This window comes from Evansella sp. AB-rgal1, from assembly GCF_041820985.1.
Taxonomy (GTDB): Bacteria; Bacillota; Bacilli; order Bacillales; family Salisediminibacteriaceae; genus Evansella.
On the sequence record NZ_JBGUAU010000017.1, the window covers coordinates 22,482 to 42,083 of the forward strand.

Genomic DNA, 19,602 nt, shown 5'->3' on the forward strand with positions numbered 1-19,602 from the left:
AACGGACGCTTCTTCATCTCGGTTTTGTCAAATAAACTAAAAGATCGCATAACGTCATACTCTTTTTTTTCAAAAACAATGGTGTTATTTTAGGAATCTAAATTAACAGTGAATAAAAAATCATAGCCATAAAATAAGAAACTAATTTTTCCCAGAACAAAAAAAAGCCTCATAAACAGAGGCTGTCATTACTTAACTGATCGTTACTAATTCAATTTTCTTTACATCAACACTGTCTGTTCCTAACCATTGTTTTGCGATTTGCTCAAATGTATTACTGGAACCTGTTGAATAAAATAAGTGAGAAGGAGTCCGTTCGCCTATATATAGTAAGTCTTGATGATATAAGAGAGCACTAACCTCTCTTGCTGTCTCATCGCCTGAACATATTATCTCTACGTCCTCACCTGCAATCTCTTGAATCAATGGTGCTAACAAAGGGTAGTGAGTACAACCTAAAATCAAACTATCAATTTTCGTTGATAAGATTGGTTTTAACCCTTCTGAAACTGTTCTTCGGACAATATCACCCGAGAAGACTCCACTTTCAACAATAGGAACAAAATCAGGACATGCTAGACTTTCTACCTTTACACGATCATTAATATTCGTTAACTCGCGATAATACGCACCACTTTTAATGGTCCCTTCTGTTCCAATAACGCCTATATGATCGTTCTTGGTTGCTTTTAATGCCGCCAATGCACCTGGATGGATAACTCCTACAACAGGAATACTCAGCCGTTGTTTTGCTTCTTCCAAAACAACTGCGGTGGCTGTATTGCATGCAATAACAAGCATTTTAATTTCGTGTAAAAGTAAGTAATCTATCATCTCCCAAGTGTACCTGCGAACTTCCTCTTCTGGTCTAGGACCATATGGGCAACGGGCAGTATCACCAATATAGATGATTTCTTCTTTTGGTAGTTGTCGAATTAATTCAGAAACAACGGTGAGACCACCAACTCCTGAATCAATCACACCAATTGGTTTTTTCAATGACATTGTATTATGCCTCTTTCTTTTTTCAAATTAAATTCATATAACTTATACAGGATACGAAAAAAGAGGAGCTACTACAAGACATATTTTTAAAACGATTTCCAGGATTTTGAATCGCGTTTCATTTCATTATTTAATACGGATAAACTCTTTTCTAAGAAATCCACATCTTCCTGTGAAAAATTTTCAAGTATGCCCTGTAAATATGCTTGTCGTTGATGAATAACTTCTCGAATAATCGTAGCACCCTTCCCCAATAAATGTATGCGTACCACACGACGATCGTTCGTATCTTTTACTCGTTCTACGAGTTCATTTTTCTCCATACGGTCTACTAAGTCTGTTGTTGTGCTACAAGCTAAATACATTTTTGATGATAATTCACCAATTGTCATATCACCAAATTCATGAAGCCATTGTAGCGCAATAAATTGCGGAGGGGTAATAGGAAATTCATTTAAAATTTCTCTCCCTTTTTGTTTTACGATATCGGCAATCATACGCAATGATTTTTCAATGTGGGCTACTTGTTCCATTTTTACAGTTTCTTTTTGATCTGCCATTTAAATCCCTCCCTATAACACAATAAAACATTGATACTTTCATTTTCTTAGTTTTTTAATAGAATAGCAAGTACTTCTATTGTTTTCCACATAAAAATCATATATAGTACATCAGTTTTCTGGGTATTACTTGAACTTTTCTCTGAAAAACCAAAACCACGTTTTTTTCCATTTTAGCCATATACCAACGCCACTTTAAATTAAACAACTTAAAAAAAAGCCACCTAAAATATTCTAGGTAGCCATGTTATTTACATTTATTTCGTAGTTGCTAAAAATGATTCTACTAAATCCTTCACTTCGTCTGCAGTGTTCATTGTTAGCGCTTGTTCCGCTAATGATTTTGCTGCTTCCTTTGATAGGGATGCAAGTTGACTACGTGCAGGTAAAATAGATGTTGCACTCATACTAAATTCATCTAAACCAAGGCCAAGTAATAATGGGATAGCAATATTATCTCCGGCCATTTCTCCACACATTCCCGTCCATTTACCTTCTGCATGAGAAGCATCAATTACCATCTTAACTAAAGTTAAAATTGCAGGGTTGTATGGCTGGTACAAATAAGAAACTTTCTCATTCATTCTATCTGCTGCCATTGTGTACTGAATTAAATCATTTGTTCCAATACTGAAGAAGTCTACTTCTTTGGCAAATTGACGTGCCATAACTGCAGTAGATGGAATTTCAACCATGATACCAATTTCTATGTCGTTACTTACTTCTGTACCTGCATTAACAAGCGATTGTCTTTCCTCTTCTAGGATCGCTTTCGCTTCACGGTATTCTTGAAGTGTAGCGATCATTGGGAACATGATTTTTAAGTTACCAAATGCACTAGCACGGAGCAATGCTCTTAGCTGCGTACGGAAGATATCTGTTTTTTCAAGACATAAACGAATTGCTCGGAAACCTAAGAACGGATTCATTTCTTTTGGTAAATCTAAATAAGGAAGCTCTTTATCTCCACCAATATCAAGTGTTCGTATAACAACGGGTTTGCCGTTCATTTCTTCTACTACTTTTTTATAAGCATCAAATTGCTCTTCTTCTGTAGGAAGCTTCGTTCGATCCATGTATAAAAACTCAGTACGGTATAACCCAATACCTTCAGCACCGTTATTTTTTACACCTACTAAATCATTTGGTGTACCAATATTCGCTGCTAATTCAACATGGTGACCGTCCTGTGTTTTTGTTTGCTCATTAACAAGCTTCGCCCATTCTTTCTTTTGTTCTTCATAATCAGCTTGCTTTTGGCGGTAGAATGCAAGTTCGCCTTCACTTGGATTTAGAATAACAGTACCTTCCAAACCATCTACGATTACCGTTACCCCATTTTCTCCTTGCTCTGTTATGGATTTTGTTCCAACAACAGCAGGAATTTCCATGGATCTTGCCATAATCGCGGAGTGAGAAGTACGCCCTCCAATATCCGTTACAAAACCTTTTACAAATTGTTTGTTTAACTGAGCGGTATCAGAAGGAGTTAAGTCCTCTGCAAGTAACACTACTTCTTCATTTATCTCCGCTAAACTAACAATGCTTTTTCCAAGAACATGAGCTAGAACACGTTGAGATACGTCACGAATGTCTGCTGCACGTTCCTTCATATATTCATTATCCATTGATTCAAAAATTGTGATGAATTGTTGAGCAACTTCTTTAAGAGAAAATGCAGCGTTCACGTTTTCGTCTTTCACCTTATTACGAATTGTATCCACTAATTCTGGGTCGCTTAATACTAATAAGTGAGCTGAAAAAATTTCAGCATGCTCTTCTCCTAAGTCTTGCTTTGTTTTCGCTCTGATTACTTCCAGTTCTTTTTTGGAAGTTTCTAAAGCGGCATTAAAATTAGAAAGCTCAGCATCTACATCGGTAATTGGTTGTCTTTCTACTGATAAATCCGGATTCTCTAAGCGAAAGGCTTTCGCGATGGCAATACCTGCTGATGCTCCAATACCTGTCAATTGCTGTGACATTACTCGCTTAATCCTGCTTTCATAACTTCATCAATTCCAGCCATAGCTTGATCTGCATCCGGACCTTCTGCTTTGATCGTAACTTCTGCACCTTGTGCAACTCCTAAAGACATTACACCCATGATAGACTTAAGATTGACGGATTTACCTTTGTATTCAAGTGTAATTTCAGACTCAAATTGACCTGCTTTGTTCACAAGTTGTGTAGCTGGGCGCGCGTGAATTCCCGTGTCTGCTGTAATTTTATAATTTTTCTCTGCCATGTTAAAACACTCCCTAAATATAATTTTATAATAGTTGCGAATGATTGGAGGACAATTCCCCATCGTACAAAACATGTACATTCTTTTTATTATTACCCATTTTATTACTTCTTCACGCTTAAAAATAACAATTTTTGAAGAAATAAGGATAATAAAAAAGGCATGAGTATCGTTGCATATGAGATAAAGGGGAATAGCCCTTTTATTAGTACATGAATCATGTACTATTCCTCATACACACCTTTTACTCATGCCTGATCGTATCAGTTACACGTTTAGGTGATGGTTATTAGTGTCTTCAATTAATCGTTGTAAGTGAATTGTGATATAAACAATTTCCACATCTGACACGGAGTGTTGAACTGTTTTTTCCACCATTCGAACTATGTTTCGAGCAATATTATAACATAAAGGATTTTCAGATTTCAACAATTGTAACACTTTTTCTTCTAGAGGAAATTCATCTGTCATACTTCGTTCAAATAATTCCTTTAAGTGCTGAACAAATCTTTTAAAATGAAGACTTTCCTTATTCAATGAAATGTTCAGCTTATCCTCCACATAGGAAGTAAAGTTGAAAATTAATTCAGAAGGATCCTTTTTCATTTCACTAGTAACTTCCTCTGTAATTGCTCCCTGAATATGCAACGTGATAAAACCAGCCTCTGCTTCTGATAACATTTTCCCTGTTTTATCATACAAAAATCGAACAACTTCTTCTGCTATTTGAAATGTTTGATGATACAACCATTTCGTTTCCATTAAAAAAGGATTGTGGACATCTGTATCATTGTCATTCCTTTCCATAGCTAAAACAAGATGCTGTGCCAAAGCATAATGTATTTTTTCATGAAGTTGAACTCCAATGCGGTTATGAATAACTTCTATTGCTTCATGTATCGTTAATAAGAGGTCTTCTTCCCCTTTAGAAAGTAATTTCTTATATTTTTCTTGCTCTTGTTCATCGACGAGACGGAATATTTTATCATACGTCTGCTTTTCAAGTACTTCACCTTGTTTTTTCCCGAAACTAATCCCTTTTCCAATGAAAATAACTTCTGCTCCTGAGGAAGATTTGGCAATCATTACATTATTATTTAACGTTTTTTCAATAATAAAAGGTCCTTGCATGATGTATTCCTCTCTAATCGAATTCCTATATCCTTTCATCATAAAGAGATTTAATAATTTTCGTCAACTAAAATCCTCCACTTTTTCACCAATAAATAATTGGAAAAAGGGCTCCTCCGGAATGAAACCATTCAAGCTTTTATCTACTTTGTTGCAACGCTCTAATAAAAATTGTAAGTGCATTCTCATCTTTTTCTTCGAGATAAGCGTCTGTTTTCTCTTCATCCCCTGTAAAATAGTTAGACAATCCTTCCATTACTATTTCATGTTCCAAATCTGATATATTTTGAATAAGACGAAGCCAATTTGGTGGGTTATTACCAAAACTTCGTTCAGGATAATTTCTTGCCAACTCTTCCACGCGCCCCCAATCTTCTTCCAAATATAGCTCTAAAGCTAAAATATAACCAATATAGTGGTTGGAAGAATATTCATCCATTGTTTTCTTAAATATAGCTAACGCTTCTTCTAACTCCCCTTGTTTCATTTTAAAAACAGCATATAACGAATCCATATAGGTAGAATCATCTTCACTTATTTCTTCATACTTTATAAACCACTTTTCAAATTCCTGCCAGCCTCCCTCGCGGAAATAATACCGTACTAGAGAAGATAAAGTGGATGGAGTTGGATGCTTTTCTCCCAACATCAGTAGATATGGTAAAGCATCACTCTCCTTATCTAACGTATTATCTAGGCGTATTATCATTCGTAAGCTATGAATAAGCTCTATCTCATTTTCAATATTTTCTTTGTACATGTTATATGCTTTTTCAATGTCACCGTCCTGGAGCACAAGATCCGCCTCTGTCATTGTTCGTTCTTGTAAATGGAAAAAAGGCAACTCGCTCATTGTATCCTCTGTTAGACGATACCCGTTACTTTTACTAATTAATTTCCCAGTCTCATCCAATGCATGCACCTGCCAAGAGAAAGTTCCTTCCACATTAAGAAAAGCTAGTAAGCTTTCTGTATCTAAGTACTCTTTATCCCAATTCTCTTTATGAGTAATTCCCATCGTGTGATCATATAATATCTCTACAGGAACAGAAACTTCTTGATCCTTTGTAACAATATTTGGAGAAGAATAGATAGAACCACCATCAAAATGTACACCTAGTTGAATCACATAATAATCGGCATTTGGAACCTCTTCCCAAGTAAAAGTAACTTCCTCATCCTTTATTACCACATAATTACTTGGCGAGACTATATTAATTAAGGGCTGAAACTCAATAGGGTATTCAACTACTTCTTCTCCCTCAATATCAATAATGTCATAAGGGTCCGTAGCCCAAACGTATCCATCTACTTGATCAAACATTAGGCCTAAGTAAACTTGATAGCTTCCAGGTAATACATTTGAAATTCTGAAACTCCCATCATGGCTTGTTACCGTTTCATATCTTCCATCTCCGTAAAAACTATGGTTGGATTTCGATTCATTCCGTAGAAATACTCCTACATTAACCAACGGTTCCCCATTGGACTTAACTAATTGTCCTTCTACTGTAGCAAGATCCGTGTTTTCAGATTGTGCTAGTAAGAACGTACGATATTCTCTAAGCTCATGATAATAATGACTTTCCCCTGCTTCAAAATTATCAGTCTCGGAAAACTGTTCTTTGATTTCTTCTAACCAGTTATCATAATACTCTATTCCTTTATCTAGTTCATTTAAAGCATCTTCTTTTCTCCCTTGTTTTGCTAACATTTCTCCTTTTACCTTTGCTATTCGTAAAACTGGATCCATGAAGGTTTCATCCATGTGTCTCTCGTATTTTGTTATGAGCTCCTCCACTTCTTCAAATTCATGCCATGCTGCAGATTCTTCTATTCTCAGTGACCATAATTCATGGTATTGTGAGTTGTCTTGAGTAAACCTATTTACTGCAGCTTCAAGAACTTGATCTCCTTCGTCACGATTACCATTTCTCTTAAAATAAGATACAAGCGATTTTGCTGCCCATACGATATATTCATCTGCTGGTGCTTCTTGTATATAATCCTGTAAATAAGGCACAGCTTCCTTTAAGGTGAGAATTTGTTTAGGATAACCTGACCCTGTTTGAGAAGATGGCCCAATGTATACATCATACATTTCTGGAGCAGTTGTTATAATATGATCTCTGATAAAGTCATATTTACTATTTGAATTCCTATCCAAGTTACTTAGTAAACGATCCTTAGCACCACTCATATTACCATTAGCAACATCTCGATCGATAAGCCAATTTTCCCACTTTGGGTATATATATATATTAAAAACAAGCAGAAAGACAACTAGCGAGATGACCGTCATAATCAGGTGCTTAATTTTTATATTAACTTTCATTAGCCCCAACCTTTCTTTCATACATGTCACTCCAATAAATATTACCGCCCCGTTCTATAAGTTCAACCTGCTGTCCACCATCATTGGAAAACAGTATCATTCCTGCTGTAAGAAGGAGGAGAACCGTTATTGCTCCTACAGGTAAAAGAGGGATCGTAATTTCTTTATTCCACCAATTGTTAACTTTTTCACTCCAAGTTTTTGGATGAGTTTTACTTAAAACCCCTCCTTGTTTCGTAAAACTGAAGTGGGAAAGCTCTGAATCTAGTTGTCTTTTTAACTCCTTTTGTTGCTTATTATCAATCAAAGTTTTCTCCCCCTTTCTGTAAGATTTCCTTCAATAGTGTTCTTCCCCTTGCTAATCTCGTTTTTACTGTATTTTCTTTTTCTTTAATTACATTTGCAGTTTCCGTTATTGAAAGTTCGTGAAAGTAGAAAAGAGTAATTACTTCTCGATACTTATATGGAAGCTGGTGTATTGCTTTATGGATACTTTGATTTTTAAACCCGATCATTACAACGTCTTCAGGATTTGCTTCATCAACAAGATGTTCTTCCTCATTATCTTCTTTAAACAAAAAGATATTTTTCCAACTCCAAGTTCTCATTTTTCCACGACAACCATTAGCAACTATGATAATTAACCAGCTTTTTAACTTCTCTTTTTCTTTTAACTGGTCAATCTTTTGAAAAGCGATAACAAATGAATCCTGAACAATTTCCTCTGCCAAAAACGAATCTTTCACAAGGAGTATTGCCGTTCGAAGTAGCAAATCGCCATAATTATCCATTACTTGAACTAATGCTTCTTCTTCTCCCAGTCTTAGTCGATCAACTAAATCCACAGCATCTCCCCCTTCACTTATGTAGATGTGACTTGCAAAAAAAAAGTTTCATGATTTAAAATTTTTCAAATAAAAAAGGGAGCGAGATTTCCTCTCGCTCCAGCTTAATACTAATTCACATTGCCATTTGATACAATTTAAAATTGTTCAAATATAAAAAATATGATGTTACATCACCTAATGAAAGCAAAGACCATCAAATCTTTAACTCCCCTAATCTAACTAATTCAATCACGGCTTGAGAGCGCCCCTTTACTCCAAGCTTTTGCATCGTGTTGGAAATGTGGTTACGAACAGTCTTTTCGCTTATGAACAGCTGTGCTGCAATTTCTTTCGTAGTCTTATCCTGTACAAGGAGTTCAAATACCTCCCGTTCGCGTTTCGTTAATAATGGCTTAGGTCGGAACTCGTGTTCTTTCAATATTTTCACCCTTTCTTGCAATGGGTTGCTAAGTTCTAAAAATGGTTTAGGTGAGTATTTAGTCATCATTATCTTATGTCACTTATATTGATGCTGTGACATGAGTTAGCTAGGCAAGAAAGGATTTTTTCAACTTTTTTTAGAAAAATTTTACCTATTTTTGTTGAATAGTGTTTGGAAGACTTCGATATCTATTTAATTGGACAATCAATAATCATTTTGAATAGAAGATTATTTTGATGAAAAAAATTGGGAATTATTTATGTTATGTGTTGACCTTCCATCCAGTGACATTACACCACTATATATGAATATGAAGCTAATAAGTTGTCTTAGGACTTTTTCCCACATAAAGACTAGCGAGGATAGACATTCAAACAAGGGAAGAACTGCACCTTTGAAAAAATGTAAATACTTATAAAATATGTTAATACAATACGTTTCGTCATGGAATGAGCAGAAGCAGATACTCCAGTGGGAAGCATAGTCAAGTCGAGACCCCGCAGCGACGGGGGCGGGAGGAAGCTCGGCAGCTCCCCTAGGAACGCGAATGGGCTGAAACGAATGGAATAAAACCAACAAAGTTTGTAATACGATATAAGTTTAACTACCGCTAATTCACGTATTTTCAGGGTAGACCGCACCTTGATTCTTGTTAGGTAATCTAACTCTGCAGGTATATCCTTGCATTCTCCGACCAACTCACTGGTTTTCCAGTTTCACGACTCAATTGTACCATTCGACCTCTACCAGTTAAACAAACTTCTTCCTTCTCATTTACAACCATATAGTGTAAATCAACAGACGAATTCCCGATATGCGCCACCTTCACACAAACGTGCAATTGTTGGTCAAAGAAAATTTGCCTAATATAATCACACTGAAGATCTGCAGTAACAGGAATCATTTTTCCTCCTGACGAAAACCACTCCTTTGATAAACCAATATCTTTAAAAAAGTTAATTCTACCAGTTTCAAAGTAAACAAATGCTACAGTATTGTTCATATGACCAAATGCATCTGTTTCAGAAAAACGTACACTCAATGGATAACGATAAGAAAAAGAATCTTTCCATTCTGACATGTTATCAATATAGGATGGTATCCCCATGTTCATCACCTCGCCCACAAATTATGAATGAGTAATCATTCACATCACTCTGAGAAGAAAAGAGACACAATGTCTCTTTCCATTCATTGACTCTATTAAACATTATCACTACCAAAGAAATTTTTAAATGATTGTAGTGTTGTTTCTCTGTTAAGTGACGCAATGGAAGTGGTTAAAGGAATTCCCTTTGGACATGCTTGAACACAGTTTTGAGAGTTACCACAGTTAGTAAGTCCTCCGTCTCCATCCATAATTGTTTGTAGACGTTCTGTTTTATGCATACCACCAGTTGGATGAGCATTAAATAGACGAACTTGTGAAAGTGCAGCAGGTCCAATAAACTCTGATTTACTGTTTACATTTGGACACGCTTGTAAACATACACCACATGTCATACATTTTGATAACTCATACGCCCATTGACGTTTAGGCTCTGGCATTCTAGGTCCAGGTCCTAGATCATACGTTCCATCAATAGGTACCCATGCTTTTACTCGTTTTAACGAGTCGAACATACGGCTTCTATCTACAACTAAATCTCTCGTAACCGGGAATGTATTCATTGGCTCTAAACGAATTGGTTGCTCTAGTTGATCAATGAGTGCCGTACAGGATTGACGTGGTTTCCCATTAATAACCATAGAACATGCTCCACAAACTTCTTCAAGACAGCTGGAGTCCCATGAAACAGCAGTTGTTTCTTTTCCATCGGCATTAACTGGGTTACGGCGAATCTCCATCAAAGCAGAAATAACGTTCATATTTTCACGATATGGAATTTCAAAAGTCTCTTTATATGGTGCACTACTCATATCCTTTTGACGTGTAATTACTAATGTAATGGTTTTCCCACTCATGCTTTTTCACCCGCCTTCTTCTTAGAAGTGTAATCACGCTTACGAGGTTTAATGAGGGATACATCTACTTCCTCATACTCGAATTCTGGCGCTTTTGTAACAGGATTAAATTTAGCCTTCGTTGTTTTCAACCATTCCTCATCGTTACGATCTGGGAATTCAGGCTTGTAATGAGCCCCACGGCTTTCATTTCGGTTGTATGCTCCTAATGTAATTACCCTTGCTAAATTAATCATAGCATCTAATTGACGAACGAATGCTGCACTTTGGTTACTCCACTTAGCAGTATCGTCAATGTTAATACGATTATAACGCTCTAGTAACTCTTGAAGTTTCTCATCTGTTTCTAAAAGCTTTTTATTATCACGTACAACGGTTACGTTATCTGTCATCCATTGTCCTAATTCTTGATGAAGTTTAAATGCGTTTTCGTCACCCTTCATCGCAAGGATTTCTTCAAACTTCGCTTCATCCGCTTTTAATTGAGCTTCGAACACAGATTCATCAATATCGTCACTATGTTTTTCTAGGCCATCAATATATTCAATAGCTTTCGGACCTGCTACCATTCCACCATAGATTGCAGATAGTAATGAGTTAGCACCTAATCGGTTTGCACCATGCTGAGAATAGTCACACTCACCAGCCGCGAATAGTCCAGGAATATTTGTCATTTGGTTGTAATCAACCCATAATCCACCCATGGAATAGTGAACTGCTGGAAAAATTTTCATTGGAACTTTTCTAGGATCGTCACCCATGAATTTTTCATAGATTTCCATAATTCCACCAAGCTTAATGTCTAACTCTTTTGGATCTTTATGAGATAAATCTAGGTAAACCATGTTTTCTCCATTGATACCTAGCTTTAAGTCTACACATACGTGGAATATTTCACGTGTAGCAATATCACGAGGTACTAAGTTACCGTAAGCTGGATATTTTTCTTCCAAGAAATACCAAGGCTTTCCATCTTTGTACGTCCAAACACGTCCACCTTCACCACGAGCAGATTCACTCATAAGGCGAAGTTTATCGTCTCCTGGAATGGCCGTTGGATGAATTTGAATGAACTCACCATTTGCATAGTAAGCACCTTGCTCGTACACTGCAGCTGCAGCATAACCAGTGTTAATCATGGAGTTGGTAGATTTACCAAAAATGATTCCAGGACCACCTGTAGCTAAAATAACAGCATCTGCTTTAAAGGATTTCATTTCCGATGTATTTAAATTTTGTGCTGTGATTCCTCGACAAACATTATCTTCGTCTAATACAGCATGTAGGAATTCCCAGCCTTCATATTTTGTCACTAAACCAGCTACTTCGTGACGACGGACTTGCTCATCAAGTGCGTATAATAACTGTTGACCTGTAGTAGCACCTGCAAATGCAGTACGGTGATGTTGCGTTCCACCAAAACGGCGAAGAGCTAATAAGCCTTCTCCAGTACGATTAAACATAACTCCCATACGATCCATTAAATGAATAATACCAGGAGCTGCATCACACATTGCTTTTACTGGTGGTTGGTTTGCTAGGAAATCCCCACCATATACAGAATCGTCAAAGTGCTCCCAAGTGGAGTCACCTTCACCCATAGTATTTAACGCTCCATTTATTCCACCTTGTGCACAAACGGAATGGGATCGTTTTACTGGTACGACAGAAAATAATTCTACGGCTACCCCAGCTTCAGCAGCTTTAATCGTCGCCATGAGACCAGCTAAGCCACCGCCAACAACGATAATTTTACCTTTGCTCATACAAAACACTCCTTCTCTTTGACTAGACGAACGCTAAAATTGCACGGATACCGATATATGTCATTACAACGAATATTGCCATTGTAGCGTATGTTGCAATTTGTTGGGAACGAGGTGATACTGTGATACCCCATGTAACCAAAAATGACCAAAGTCCATTTGCTAAGTGGAACGTAGCTGCTACGATGGAAATGATATACAAAACTAAAACGACAGGATTGTCTACAATGTTTGCCATCATATCAAAATTAACTTTCGCTCCTAATGCTTTTTGGATTCGAGTATCCCATATATGCCAAGCAACGAAAATAATTGTAATTACACCCGTAATACGCTGCAAACGGAACATCCAGTTCCGAAAATAACTATATGAAGACGTATTGTGTTTTGCTTGGAACGCAATATATAATCCATAAACACCATGGAAAAGAATTGGAAGATAGATTAGTGCAAACTCCATCACTAGTAAAAACGGTAATTTTTCCATAAAACCTGCTGCTTGGTTGTACGCATCTGGACCATTTACAGCTTGATAGTTAATCATGAAGTGAACGACTAAAAAAGCTCCTAATGGAACAACGCCCAACAGAGAATGTAACTTACGATAAAGAAATTCACGATTCGTGGACATCATACTCTCCCCTTGTAATATAATTTTCTACTAACTTTAAAGCTAGAAACCTATGTTTTTATTAACCTCCTTTTTCGTTTCACATATAAATATTATTTTAACATTGTCAACGATTAAAATCACGCAATTATGAATTATGTGTGACAACTTGATTTTACCCTTCTGAACGGATATCGTCAAGAAAGCGGATACAGTATTTATTTTAACAGAAAAGTGTTAATTACGGCACAATCTTTCTAATTTTCTGATTAAATCCAATATTTATTACGAAAAAAATCTAGTGTTTTTCTAACATATATATGGTTTAGATCACAACAGAATAGTAAAAACCTGCTATAAAAAATTTAATTTATAACAGGTTCAAATTGGTATTTAAATGAGAAATTCCTTATAGTGAAATATTTCTTTAAGTGGTAAATTATACCATATATTTTCCCTTCACGACAGTAGTTCAATTATGAATAATATATGACATTTTTAACCAATAATAATTCGTTCAGTAGGAAACTTGTAATGTGTCTTCTTTTCTTTTCCTCGAATGGAGAATAAAAACGCCACTAATCCTACACGCCCGATAAACATTAATACCATTAATGTAATTTGACTAGGTAACGTTAACGTTGGTGTTATTCCCATCGACAACCCGCATGTTCCGAATGCAGAACTTACTTCAAAAATGATCGCCATTAGTTCTAATTCACTACTATGTTCAAAGGCACTCACGAGAATAATGGCTAAGAATAACCCTACAACAAATACAGATAGCACGATAAAAGCCTTTTGACGATCCTCCTGATGTATTTCTCTACCAAACGCTTTTACATCACTACGACCCAATGCAAAGCTTCGTATTGTCAAAAACATCACTGCAAGTGTGGTAGTTCGGATCCCACCACCCACACTTGATGGACTTGCTCCAATAATCATTAATGCTGAAATGAACAACAAACTAGCTAATGTCAACTGAGATACATCCATGGTTGCTAATCCACCGCTTCGGGCGGTTGCTGAATTGAATAGTGAGAAAAATAACTGTTGATGCCAACTTAAACCATCGTAGAACGCATTTTTTTCTAATATCCAGAGACCTACTACCCCAATAGCAAAGACAATAAAATAAGTCGTTGTAGCTATTTTTGTAAATAGACTGAAGCGAAAACTACGGTCTTTCGATGTGAAATATTCTTTTAACTCCATTAGAACTGGGAAACCAATTGCTCCAGCAAAAATAAGTAAAATATTTACCATCTGAACAAAATAATCATCTACAAATGGGATTAATGATTGACCAGTCACGTCAAAACCTGCATTTGTAAATGCGGACAACGCTCCAAAAGCACCTTGATAATATGCCTCAAGAGCTGTATCAAAGTAATTTAAAAAATATGTACCTAATATAAGTGCACCTATAAGTTCAATACCTAATGCAACTACAAGTATTCCCCGTAATAAACGAACAAGTCCAGAAAATGCAATTTGATTTTGGTCAACCATTATGAGCATTCGTTGTGCCATTCCGATTTTCCGACCAAATGCCATCCAAACGAAGGTACCGAGAGTCATGATACCTATACCGCCTAACTGAATGGCCAAGGCTAAAAAAAGAATGCCCACCCCGCTGTATGTTTCAGAAACATTAACAACGGTTAATCCCGTCACACTTACTGCACTTACAGATGTAAATAAAGCTTCTGAGTAGGTAACTACAACCCCTGGCTGTGAAGATATGGGTAAATAAAGTAATACACTGAATACAAACATTGTTATAACATAGGAAATAACAATGACACGAAAAGGGCTTAAAAATTTACTTAATCCAAGATTCATTATTCTAACCTCCGACTAACACACATACGGGCTTTAGTATATCACGAGTTCGATATTTATACTATTATTGTCTAAAAATCTGTTTACGATTTTCGTCATAATCTCATCATACTGTGGTAAGATGATAAAGGATAAAAACGATGATTACATGAAGGATGATTATAGATGAGCAAAAATGATCAATGGCTTCAAAGAATTGATTCTCTGAATTTAGACGTATCAGCGTATAGCAATCATATTCTTCGGCATGTATTGTTACCTGAATTATTAGGAGAAGAAGAAGAAAGCCTATTATACTGGGCAGGCAAATCTTTATCTAGAAAATTACAAGTAGAAGATTTACCTACTTTTTTTGAAAAAGCAAATTGGGGTACTCTTACCCTTGAAAAAGAAAAGAAAAATGAAAGACATTATGAACTTGTTGCACCGTTAATGGAACACGAAAGACCCTTCTCGTTAGAGTGTGGATTTATCGCAAACTGGACGGAAAGACAAGTTGAATTTATAACAGAGGCAACGTATGAGCTAAAAAAGAAAAAACCATGTACATGTAAAATTATTGTACGCTGGGATACGAAAGACAGGGCTTTTACTGAATAGTTCTCTATATTTACGAGGCTGTTTTAGTAAAGTTTCAATTAATTTAAGAAGTACATCGCCTTCATCGGTCAAATGACTGGTGAGGCTATTTTTTATAGAAGACACCCAGAAATATGAACGGATCTCACACTGGTGCTCTTGGGTGGGAGTGGACTGAAGTGATTGGAATGAGGCTGAGTCAAACGAAAATGTAGAGCTGAGAGGACGAACGATGTGTAACCTTAGAGGAGGAAATATACAAAGAATCCGGCGAGATCAAAAGGCAAAGGTGAGCAGAGGAAAGCAAAGTATATTTCCGTAGCGAATAGTATACGTAAGTATCATTCGTTCGGATTTCTCAGCGATGAAAACACTATTGACTCAGCCTCACATAATAAGTTTGATAACCATTAGATCGCGTTTTTCACTCTAAAAAAACCTAGCCCAGGATTCCCCCAAGCTAGGTTCATGCATATGGTGTAATTACGATGGTACTTTTTCTTTTTTCTTCTCTTCCACAGGTACACGTTCATCTAATTGAAATGCTGTATGCAGTGCTTCGACTGAGCGAACCATTGCATCTTCTGGAATAACTGCAGATACTTTAATCTCGGACGTACTAACCATTTTAATGAATACCTCTTCTTGAGATAAAACATTAAACATATTAGCAGCAACACCTGGATTAGATACCATTCCTGATCCAACGATAGATACCTTCGCAAGACCTTCCTCATAGCGAATATCCTTATAGCCAATACGATCTGAATGTTGCTTTAGAATATCTAATGATTCACGTAAATGATCACTATGAATAGAAAATGATACATTCATTTCATTTTCTCCCGTTACTTGCTGTGTAATGATGTCTACATCAATGCCATCATCTGCTAATGCAGAAAATACGTTTGACAACGTATCAAAATTATTTGGCAATCTCTCAATTGTTATTTTCGTTACGGCAGCTTCGAATGCAAGACCTCGTACCGCTAAGTTTTGTTCCATAGATGCTTCCTCCTCAACAACCGTTCCTTCTTTATCTACCATGCTTGAGCGGACAATTAAAGGTACTTGATAGTTTTTCGCAAATTCAACAGATCTCGGGTGTAGAACACCAGCACCTAAATTTGCCAATTCCAACATTTCATCGTAGGAAATACTATCTAGCTGACGAGCTTTTTTCGCAACTCGTGGGTCACAAGTATATACACCAGTTACATCTGTATATATAGAACAAGATTTTGCATTTAAAGCCGCGGCAAGGGCCACTGCTGTTGTATCCGATCCACCACGACCTAGTGTCGTAATTTCTCCGTCCTCAGACATTCCTTGGAATCCAGCAACGATGACTGCTTTCCCTTCGTCTAAGTATGATTCTACTCTTTCCGTGTCAATTCTTGTTATTCGTGCATTTTGGTGAACTGGTTCTGTTTTTATACCAGCCTGCCACCCTGTTAGTGACACAGCATCAATCCCAATTTCTTTTAATGCCATTACCATGAGGGAAATGGTAACTTGTTCTCCCGTACTTAGAAGCATATCCATTTCACGCTTATCAGGATTATCTGTAATATCTTCTGCTAATTGTACTAATGTGTCTGTTGATTTCCCCATTGCCGATAATACTGTTACTACTTTATTACCAGCTTCCATTTCTTTTTTCACTTTTTGAGCAGCTTTTTTAATTTTTGATACGTCGCCCACAGAAGTCCCTCCGAACTTCTGAACAATCGTTGCCAACATGAACGCCTCCTCTTTTTATTCAAACCCATACAGTTGATTTCTACTCCAAGCTCTACTTTTTAGAACAAGAAATCCTTTACTGGAGATAAAAGAGTAGAGTTAATTAACGAACCAGACCTAAATATGATGGATATTAGGAATTTTTGAAAAATTGTCGTCATCTTTTTTTCATAGAATTATATTCTTCCTGAAATTCTCTCCTATCACATAAGAAAACGACTTAAATGTAGTTGGTTCGACATTAACAAAAGAAATCGACAGTAGGAGTAATCCCACTGCCGAAAACGACTTCAATATAAACACATCATTGATGCCGCTCCGTGAGATAGTCCTCCATACAGAAAATAGTAACTCTGTATGACAGCCATGTATTTCTTCAATACAATAGCCAGAAAAATACAGTCTGAGTCCGTATCCTTCTTCGGCGGAACCTCCTTTTTACTACGATCTATAAAGCTCAACCTTCTCCCGTAGTATACTAATAGGTTTCCGCTCCTCTACCTTCACCCCTAAGAGCCGAAGTATGGTATTACTGCTTTCAATGTTATTTAATGTGACAAAGCAAAACTCGTATATGAGTGTAACAAATACCAATTACTTTGACAATTTCCATTATTAGCTATCTTCTTTTATTTTCTCCAATAGAACTTTAGCAGAGGACATAGGGATACCAACTGCTACTATTTCCTCCAAATTAGAGTCCTTTAATCGCTTAATCGAGCCGAAGTGTTTTAAAAGTTTCTTTTTTCGTTTTTCTCCAATGCCCTCAATATCGTCTAAAACCGTTGAGAACATTGACTTTTTCCGTATATTACGGTGAAATGTGATAGCAAAACGGTGAACTTCATCTTGAATTCGTTGAAGCAAATAAAATTCCTGACTTGTTCTTTTTAATGGAACAATTTCAGGTGGGTCACCAATCATTAACTGGGATGTACGGTGCTTGTCATCTTTGACTAATCCACATACAGGAATTGTCAACCCTAACTCATCTTCTAATACACTCTGAGCTGCTGATATTTGCCCTTTTCCTCCATCTATAACAATTAAGTCTGGTAATGGAAGATCTTCCTTTAAGAGACGTGTATAACGTCTTCTAACAACTTCTCTCATAGATTCATAATCATCTGGACCAACTACGGTTTTCACCTTGTATTTCCGATAGCTCTTTTTATCTGGTTTTCCATCAAGAAAAGAAATCATTGCTGAAACAGGATCTATCCCTTGAATATTGGAGTTATCGAATGCTTCAATTCGATGTGGTGTATCGATATTTAACGCTTGTCCTAGTCTATCAATTGCTACAATTGTTTTTTGTTCATCTCTTTCGATTAAGTCAAATTTCTCTTTTAGTGCTATTTGGGCATTTTTACATGCTAATTCTACAAGTTCCTTCTTTTTCCCCTTTTTCGGCTTCAATGTTTTTACATTAATAAACTTAGTTACAATCTGTTCATCAATTCCATCAGGAACAAAGATCTCCTTCGGTTTACGATGCTGCTCATCTAGGTAAAACTGCCCAATATATGTGTAAAAATCATCTTCTGGTTCTTGATATATTGGAAAGAGAGATACATCTCTTTCAATTAACTTCCCTTGTCTTATGAAAAATACCTGGACACACATCCAGCCTTTATCATATGAATAACCAAATACATCCCGATCCATTTCGTCCGTTAAGGTCATTTTCTGTTTCTCCATAACTGCTTCTATATGCTGCACTTGATCTCGTAATTCTTTCGCTCTTTCGAATTTTAGTTCTTCTGAGGCGAGGAACATTTTTTTCGTGAGCTCCTCTTTTATTTCTTTATGTCCTCCGTTTAAAAAACGAGTTATTTCATTTACAAGCTCATTATTTTTTTCCTGAGGTACATCAAATTCGCAAGGAGCTAAACATTGTCCTATATGATAATAAAGACAAACTCGATCAGGTAATGTACGACATTTTCGTAATGGATAAAGACGATCTAATAGTTTTTTTGTTTCATTAGCGGCAAGGACATTGGGGTACGGACCAAAGTATTTTCCCCCATCCTTTTTCACTTTTCGAGTGGTAATTAGTCTAGGATGTTCCTCTTTTGTTATTTTTAAAAACGGATAGCTTTTATCATCTTTTAATAGAACATTATACCTAGGTTCATGCTTTTTTATTAGATTTTGCTCTAGAAGAAGAGCTTCAATATTGGAAGAGGTAACAATATATTCAAAATCTCGTATTTCACTAACGAGACGCTGCGTTTTTTTATCATGGGAGCCAGTAAAATAGGAACGAACACGATTTCTAAGCAACTTCGCCTTCCCTACATAAATAATCGTTCCATGTTTATTTTTCATTAAATAGCAGCCTGGCTGAGCAGGAACTAGTGCTAGTTTTTCTTTTAACTCAGACATAGTAATGAACTCCTTTTAGTATGGCGTTGGTTCAAATGGATACGATGTTACCAGTGCCTTACGTGAAAAATTAGAAATATTTATAATAAAACAATAGTAGTATTTTTGGGGTAATAGGACAGAAATACCCATTATTTCATTATACAATAAAAAAA

General features: G+C 36.4%; 17 protein-coding genes and 1 riboswitch. Of the genes, 1 reads left to right on the top strand and 16 read right to left on the bottom strand.

Annotation, left to right across the window (positions count from 1 at the left end; genetic code table 11):
- Nucleotides 1-192: 192 nt before the first annotated feature.
- The 14 genes from racE to ACERII_RS15240 all read right to left on the bottom strand — a co-directional run bounded on the left by racE (nucleotide 193) and on the right by ACERII_RS15240 (nucleotide 14,734).
- Nucleotides 193-999, bottom strand: a complete 807-nt coding sequence (gene racE, locus ACERII_RS15175) for a glutamate racemase (protein ID WP_373643587.1) — start codon at nucleotides 997-999, stop codon at nucleotides 193-195.
- 92 nt (nucleotides 1,000-1,091) lie between these two features.
- Nucleotides 1,092-1,565, bottom strand: a complete 474-nt coding sequence (locus tag ACERII_RS15180; protein ID WP_373643428.1) for a MarR family winged helix-turn-helix transcriptional regulator — start codon at nucleotides 1,563-1,565, stop codon at nucleotides 1,092-1,094.
- A 257-nt stretch (nucleotides 1,566-1,822) separates the two neighbouring features.
- Nucleotides 1,823-3,547 carry a phosphoenolpyruvate--protein phosphotransferase gene (gene ptsP, locus ACERII_RS15185; RefSeq protein WP_373643430.1) on the bottom strand — a complete coding sequence of 575 codons (1,725 nt, stop codon included), beginning with the start codon at nucleotides 3,545-3,547 and terminating at the stop codon, nucleotides 1,823-1,825.
- Complete coding sequence (locus ACERII_RS15190; RefSeq protein ID WP_373643431.1) at nucleotides 3,547-3,810, bottom strand: phosphocarrier protein HPr; 264 nt, start codon at nucleotides 3,808-3,810, stop codon at nucleotides 3,547-3,549. Before ACERII_RS15190 ends, ptsP begins: the two co-directional genes overlap by 1 nt.
- A gap of 267 nt (nucleotides 3,811-4,077) precedes the next feature.
- Nucleotides 4,078-4,941 (bottom strand): PRD domain-containing protein, encoded by an 864-nt coding sequence (locus tag ACERII_RS15195; protein WP_373643434.1) that lies wholly within the window; start codon nucleotides 4,939-4,941, stop codon nucleotides 4,078-4,080.
- Nucleotides 4,942-5,080: 139 nt separating this feature from the next.
- On the bottom strand, nucleotides 5,081-7,297 hold the full coding sequence (locus tag ACERII_RS15200) for a hypothetical protein (RefSeq protein ID WP_373643436.1): 2,217 nt from the start codon (nucleotides 7,295-7,297) through the stop codon (nucleotides 5,081-5,083).
- Nucleotides 7,266-7,583 carry a hypothetical protein gene (locus ACERII_RS15205; protein ID WP_373643438.1) on the bottom strand — a complete coding sequence of 106 codons (318 nt, stop codon included), beginning with the start codon at nucleotides 7,581-7,583 and terminating at the stop codon, nucleotides 7,266-7,268. Before ACERII_RS15205 ends, ACERII_RS15200 begins: the two co-directional genes overlap by 32 nt.
- Complete coding sequence (locus tag ACERII_RS15210) at nucleotides 7,576-8,121, bottom strand: sigma-70 family RNA polymerase sigma factor (RefSeq protein WP_373643440.1); 546 nt, start codon at nucleotides 8,119-8,121, stop codon at nucleotides 7,576-7,578. The genes ACERII_RS15205 and ACERII_RS15210 overlap by 8 nt, the downstream gene beginning before the upstream one ends.
- Nucleotides 8,122-8,317: 196 nt before the next feature.
- Entirely contained in the window at nucleotides 8,318-8,542 is a 225-nt protein-coding gene (locus ACERII_RS15215; protein ID WP_088076137.1) for a helix-turn-helix domain-containing protein, read from the bottom strand.
- A 664-nt stretch (nucleotides 8,543-9,206) separates the two neighbouring features.
- Nucleotides 9,207-9,653, bottom strand: coding sequence for an acyl-CoA thioesterase (locus ACERII_RS15220; RefSeq protein WP_373643443.1), 447 nt, complete (start codon nucleotides 9,651-9,653; stop codon nucleotides 9,207-9,209).
- Nucleotides 9,654-9,748: 95 nt separating this feature from the next.
- Complete coding sequence (sdhB, locus tag ACERII_RS15225; RefSeq protein WP_373643445.1) at nucleotides 9,749-10,510, bottom strand: succinate dehydrogenase iron-sulfur subunit; 762 nt, start codon at nucleotides 10,508-10,510, stop codon at nucleotides 9,749-9,751.
- Complete coding sequence (sdhA, locus tag ACERII_RS15230; RefSeq protein ID WP_373643446.1) at nucleotides 10,507-12,276, bottom strand: succinate dehydrogenase flavoprotein subunit; 1,770 nt, start codon at nucleotides 12,274-12,276, stop codon at nucleotides 10,507-10,509. The genes sdhB and sdhA overlap by 4 nt, the downstream gene beginning before the upstream one ends.
- 22 nt (nucleotides 12,277-12,298) lie before the next feature.
- A complete protein-coding gene (locus ACERII_RS15235; protein ID WP_373643447.1) occupies nucleotides 12,299-12,907 on the bottom strand; it encodes a succinate dehydrogenase cytochrome b558 subunit in 609 nt (202 codons plus the stop codon).
- A gap of 477 nt (nucleotides 12,908-13,384) precedes the next feature.
- A complete protein-coding gene (locus ACERII_RS15240) occupies nucleotides 13,385-14,734 on the bottom strand; it encodes a TrkH family potassium uptake protein (protein ID WP_373643448.1) in 1,350 nt (449 codons plus the stop codon).
- 165 nt (nucleotides 14,735-14,899) lie between these two features.
- On the opposite strand from ACERII_RS15240, the gene ACERII_RS15245 reads away from it, so the two are divergent.
- A complete protein-coding gene (locus ACERII_RS15245; RefSeq protein WP_373643449.1) occupies nucleotides 14,900-15,334 on the top strand; it encodes a DUF2507 domain-containing protein in 435 nt (144 codons plus the stop codon).
- Between the two features lie 462 nt (nucleotides 15,335-15,796).
- Here ACERII_RS15245 and ACERII_RS15250 read toward each other — a convergent pair whose 3' ends face one another.
- Together ACERII_RS15250 and uvrC are read right to left on the bottom strand one after the other, a co-directional pair.
- Nucleotides 15,797-17,053: an aspartate kinase gene (locus tag ACERII_RS15250; RefSeq protein ID WP_373643451.1), complete on the bottom strand. Its 1,257-nt coding sequence runs from the start codon at nucleotides 17,051-17,053 to the stop codon at nucleotides 15,797-15,799.
- A gap of 321 nt (nucleotides 17,054-17,374) precedes the next feature.
- Nucleotides 17,375-17,564: riboswitch (Lysine riboswitch) on the bottom strand.
- Nucleotides 17,565-17,671: 107 nt separating this feature from the next.
- Complete coding sequence (gene uvrC / locus ACERII_RS15255; RefSeq protein ID WP_373643452.1) at nucleotides 17,672-19,447, bottom strand: excinuclease ABC subunit UvrC; 1,776 nt, start codon at nucleotides 19,445-19,447, stop codon at nucleotides 17,672-17,674.
- Between the last annotated feature and the right edge of the window lie 155 nt (nucleotides 19,448-19,602).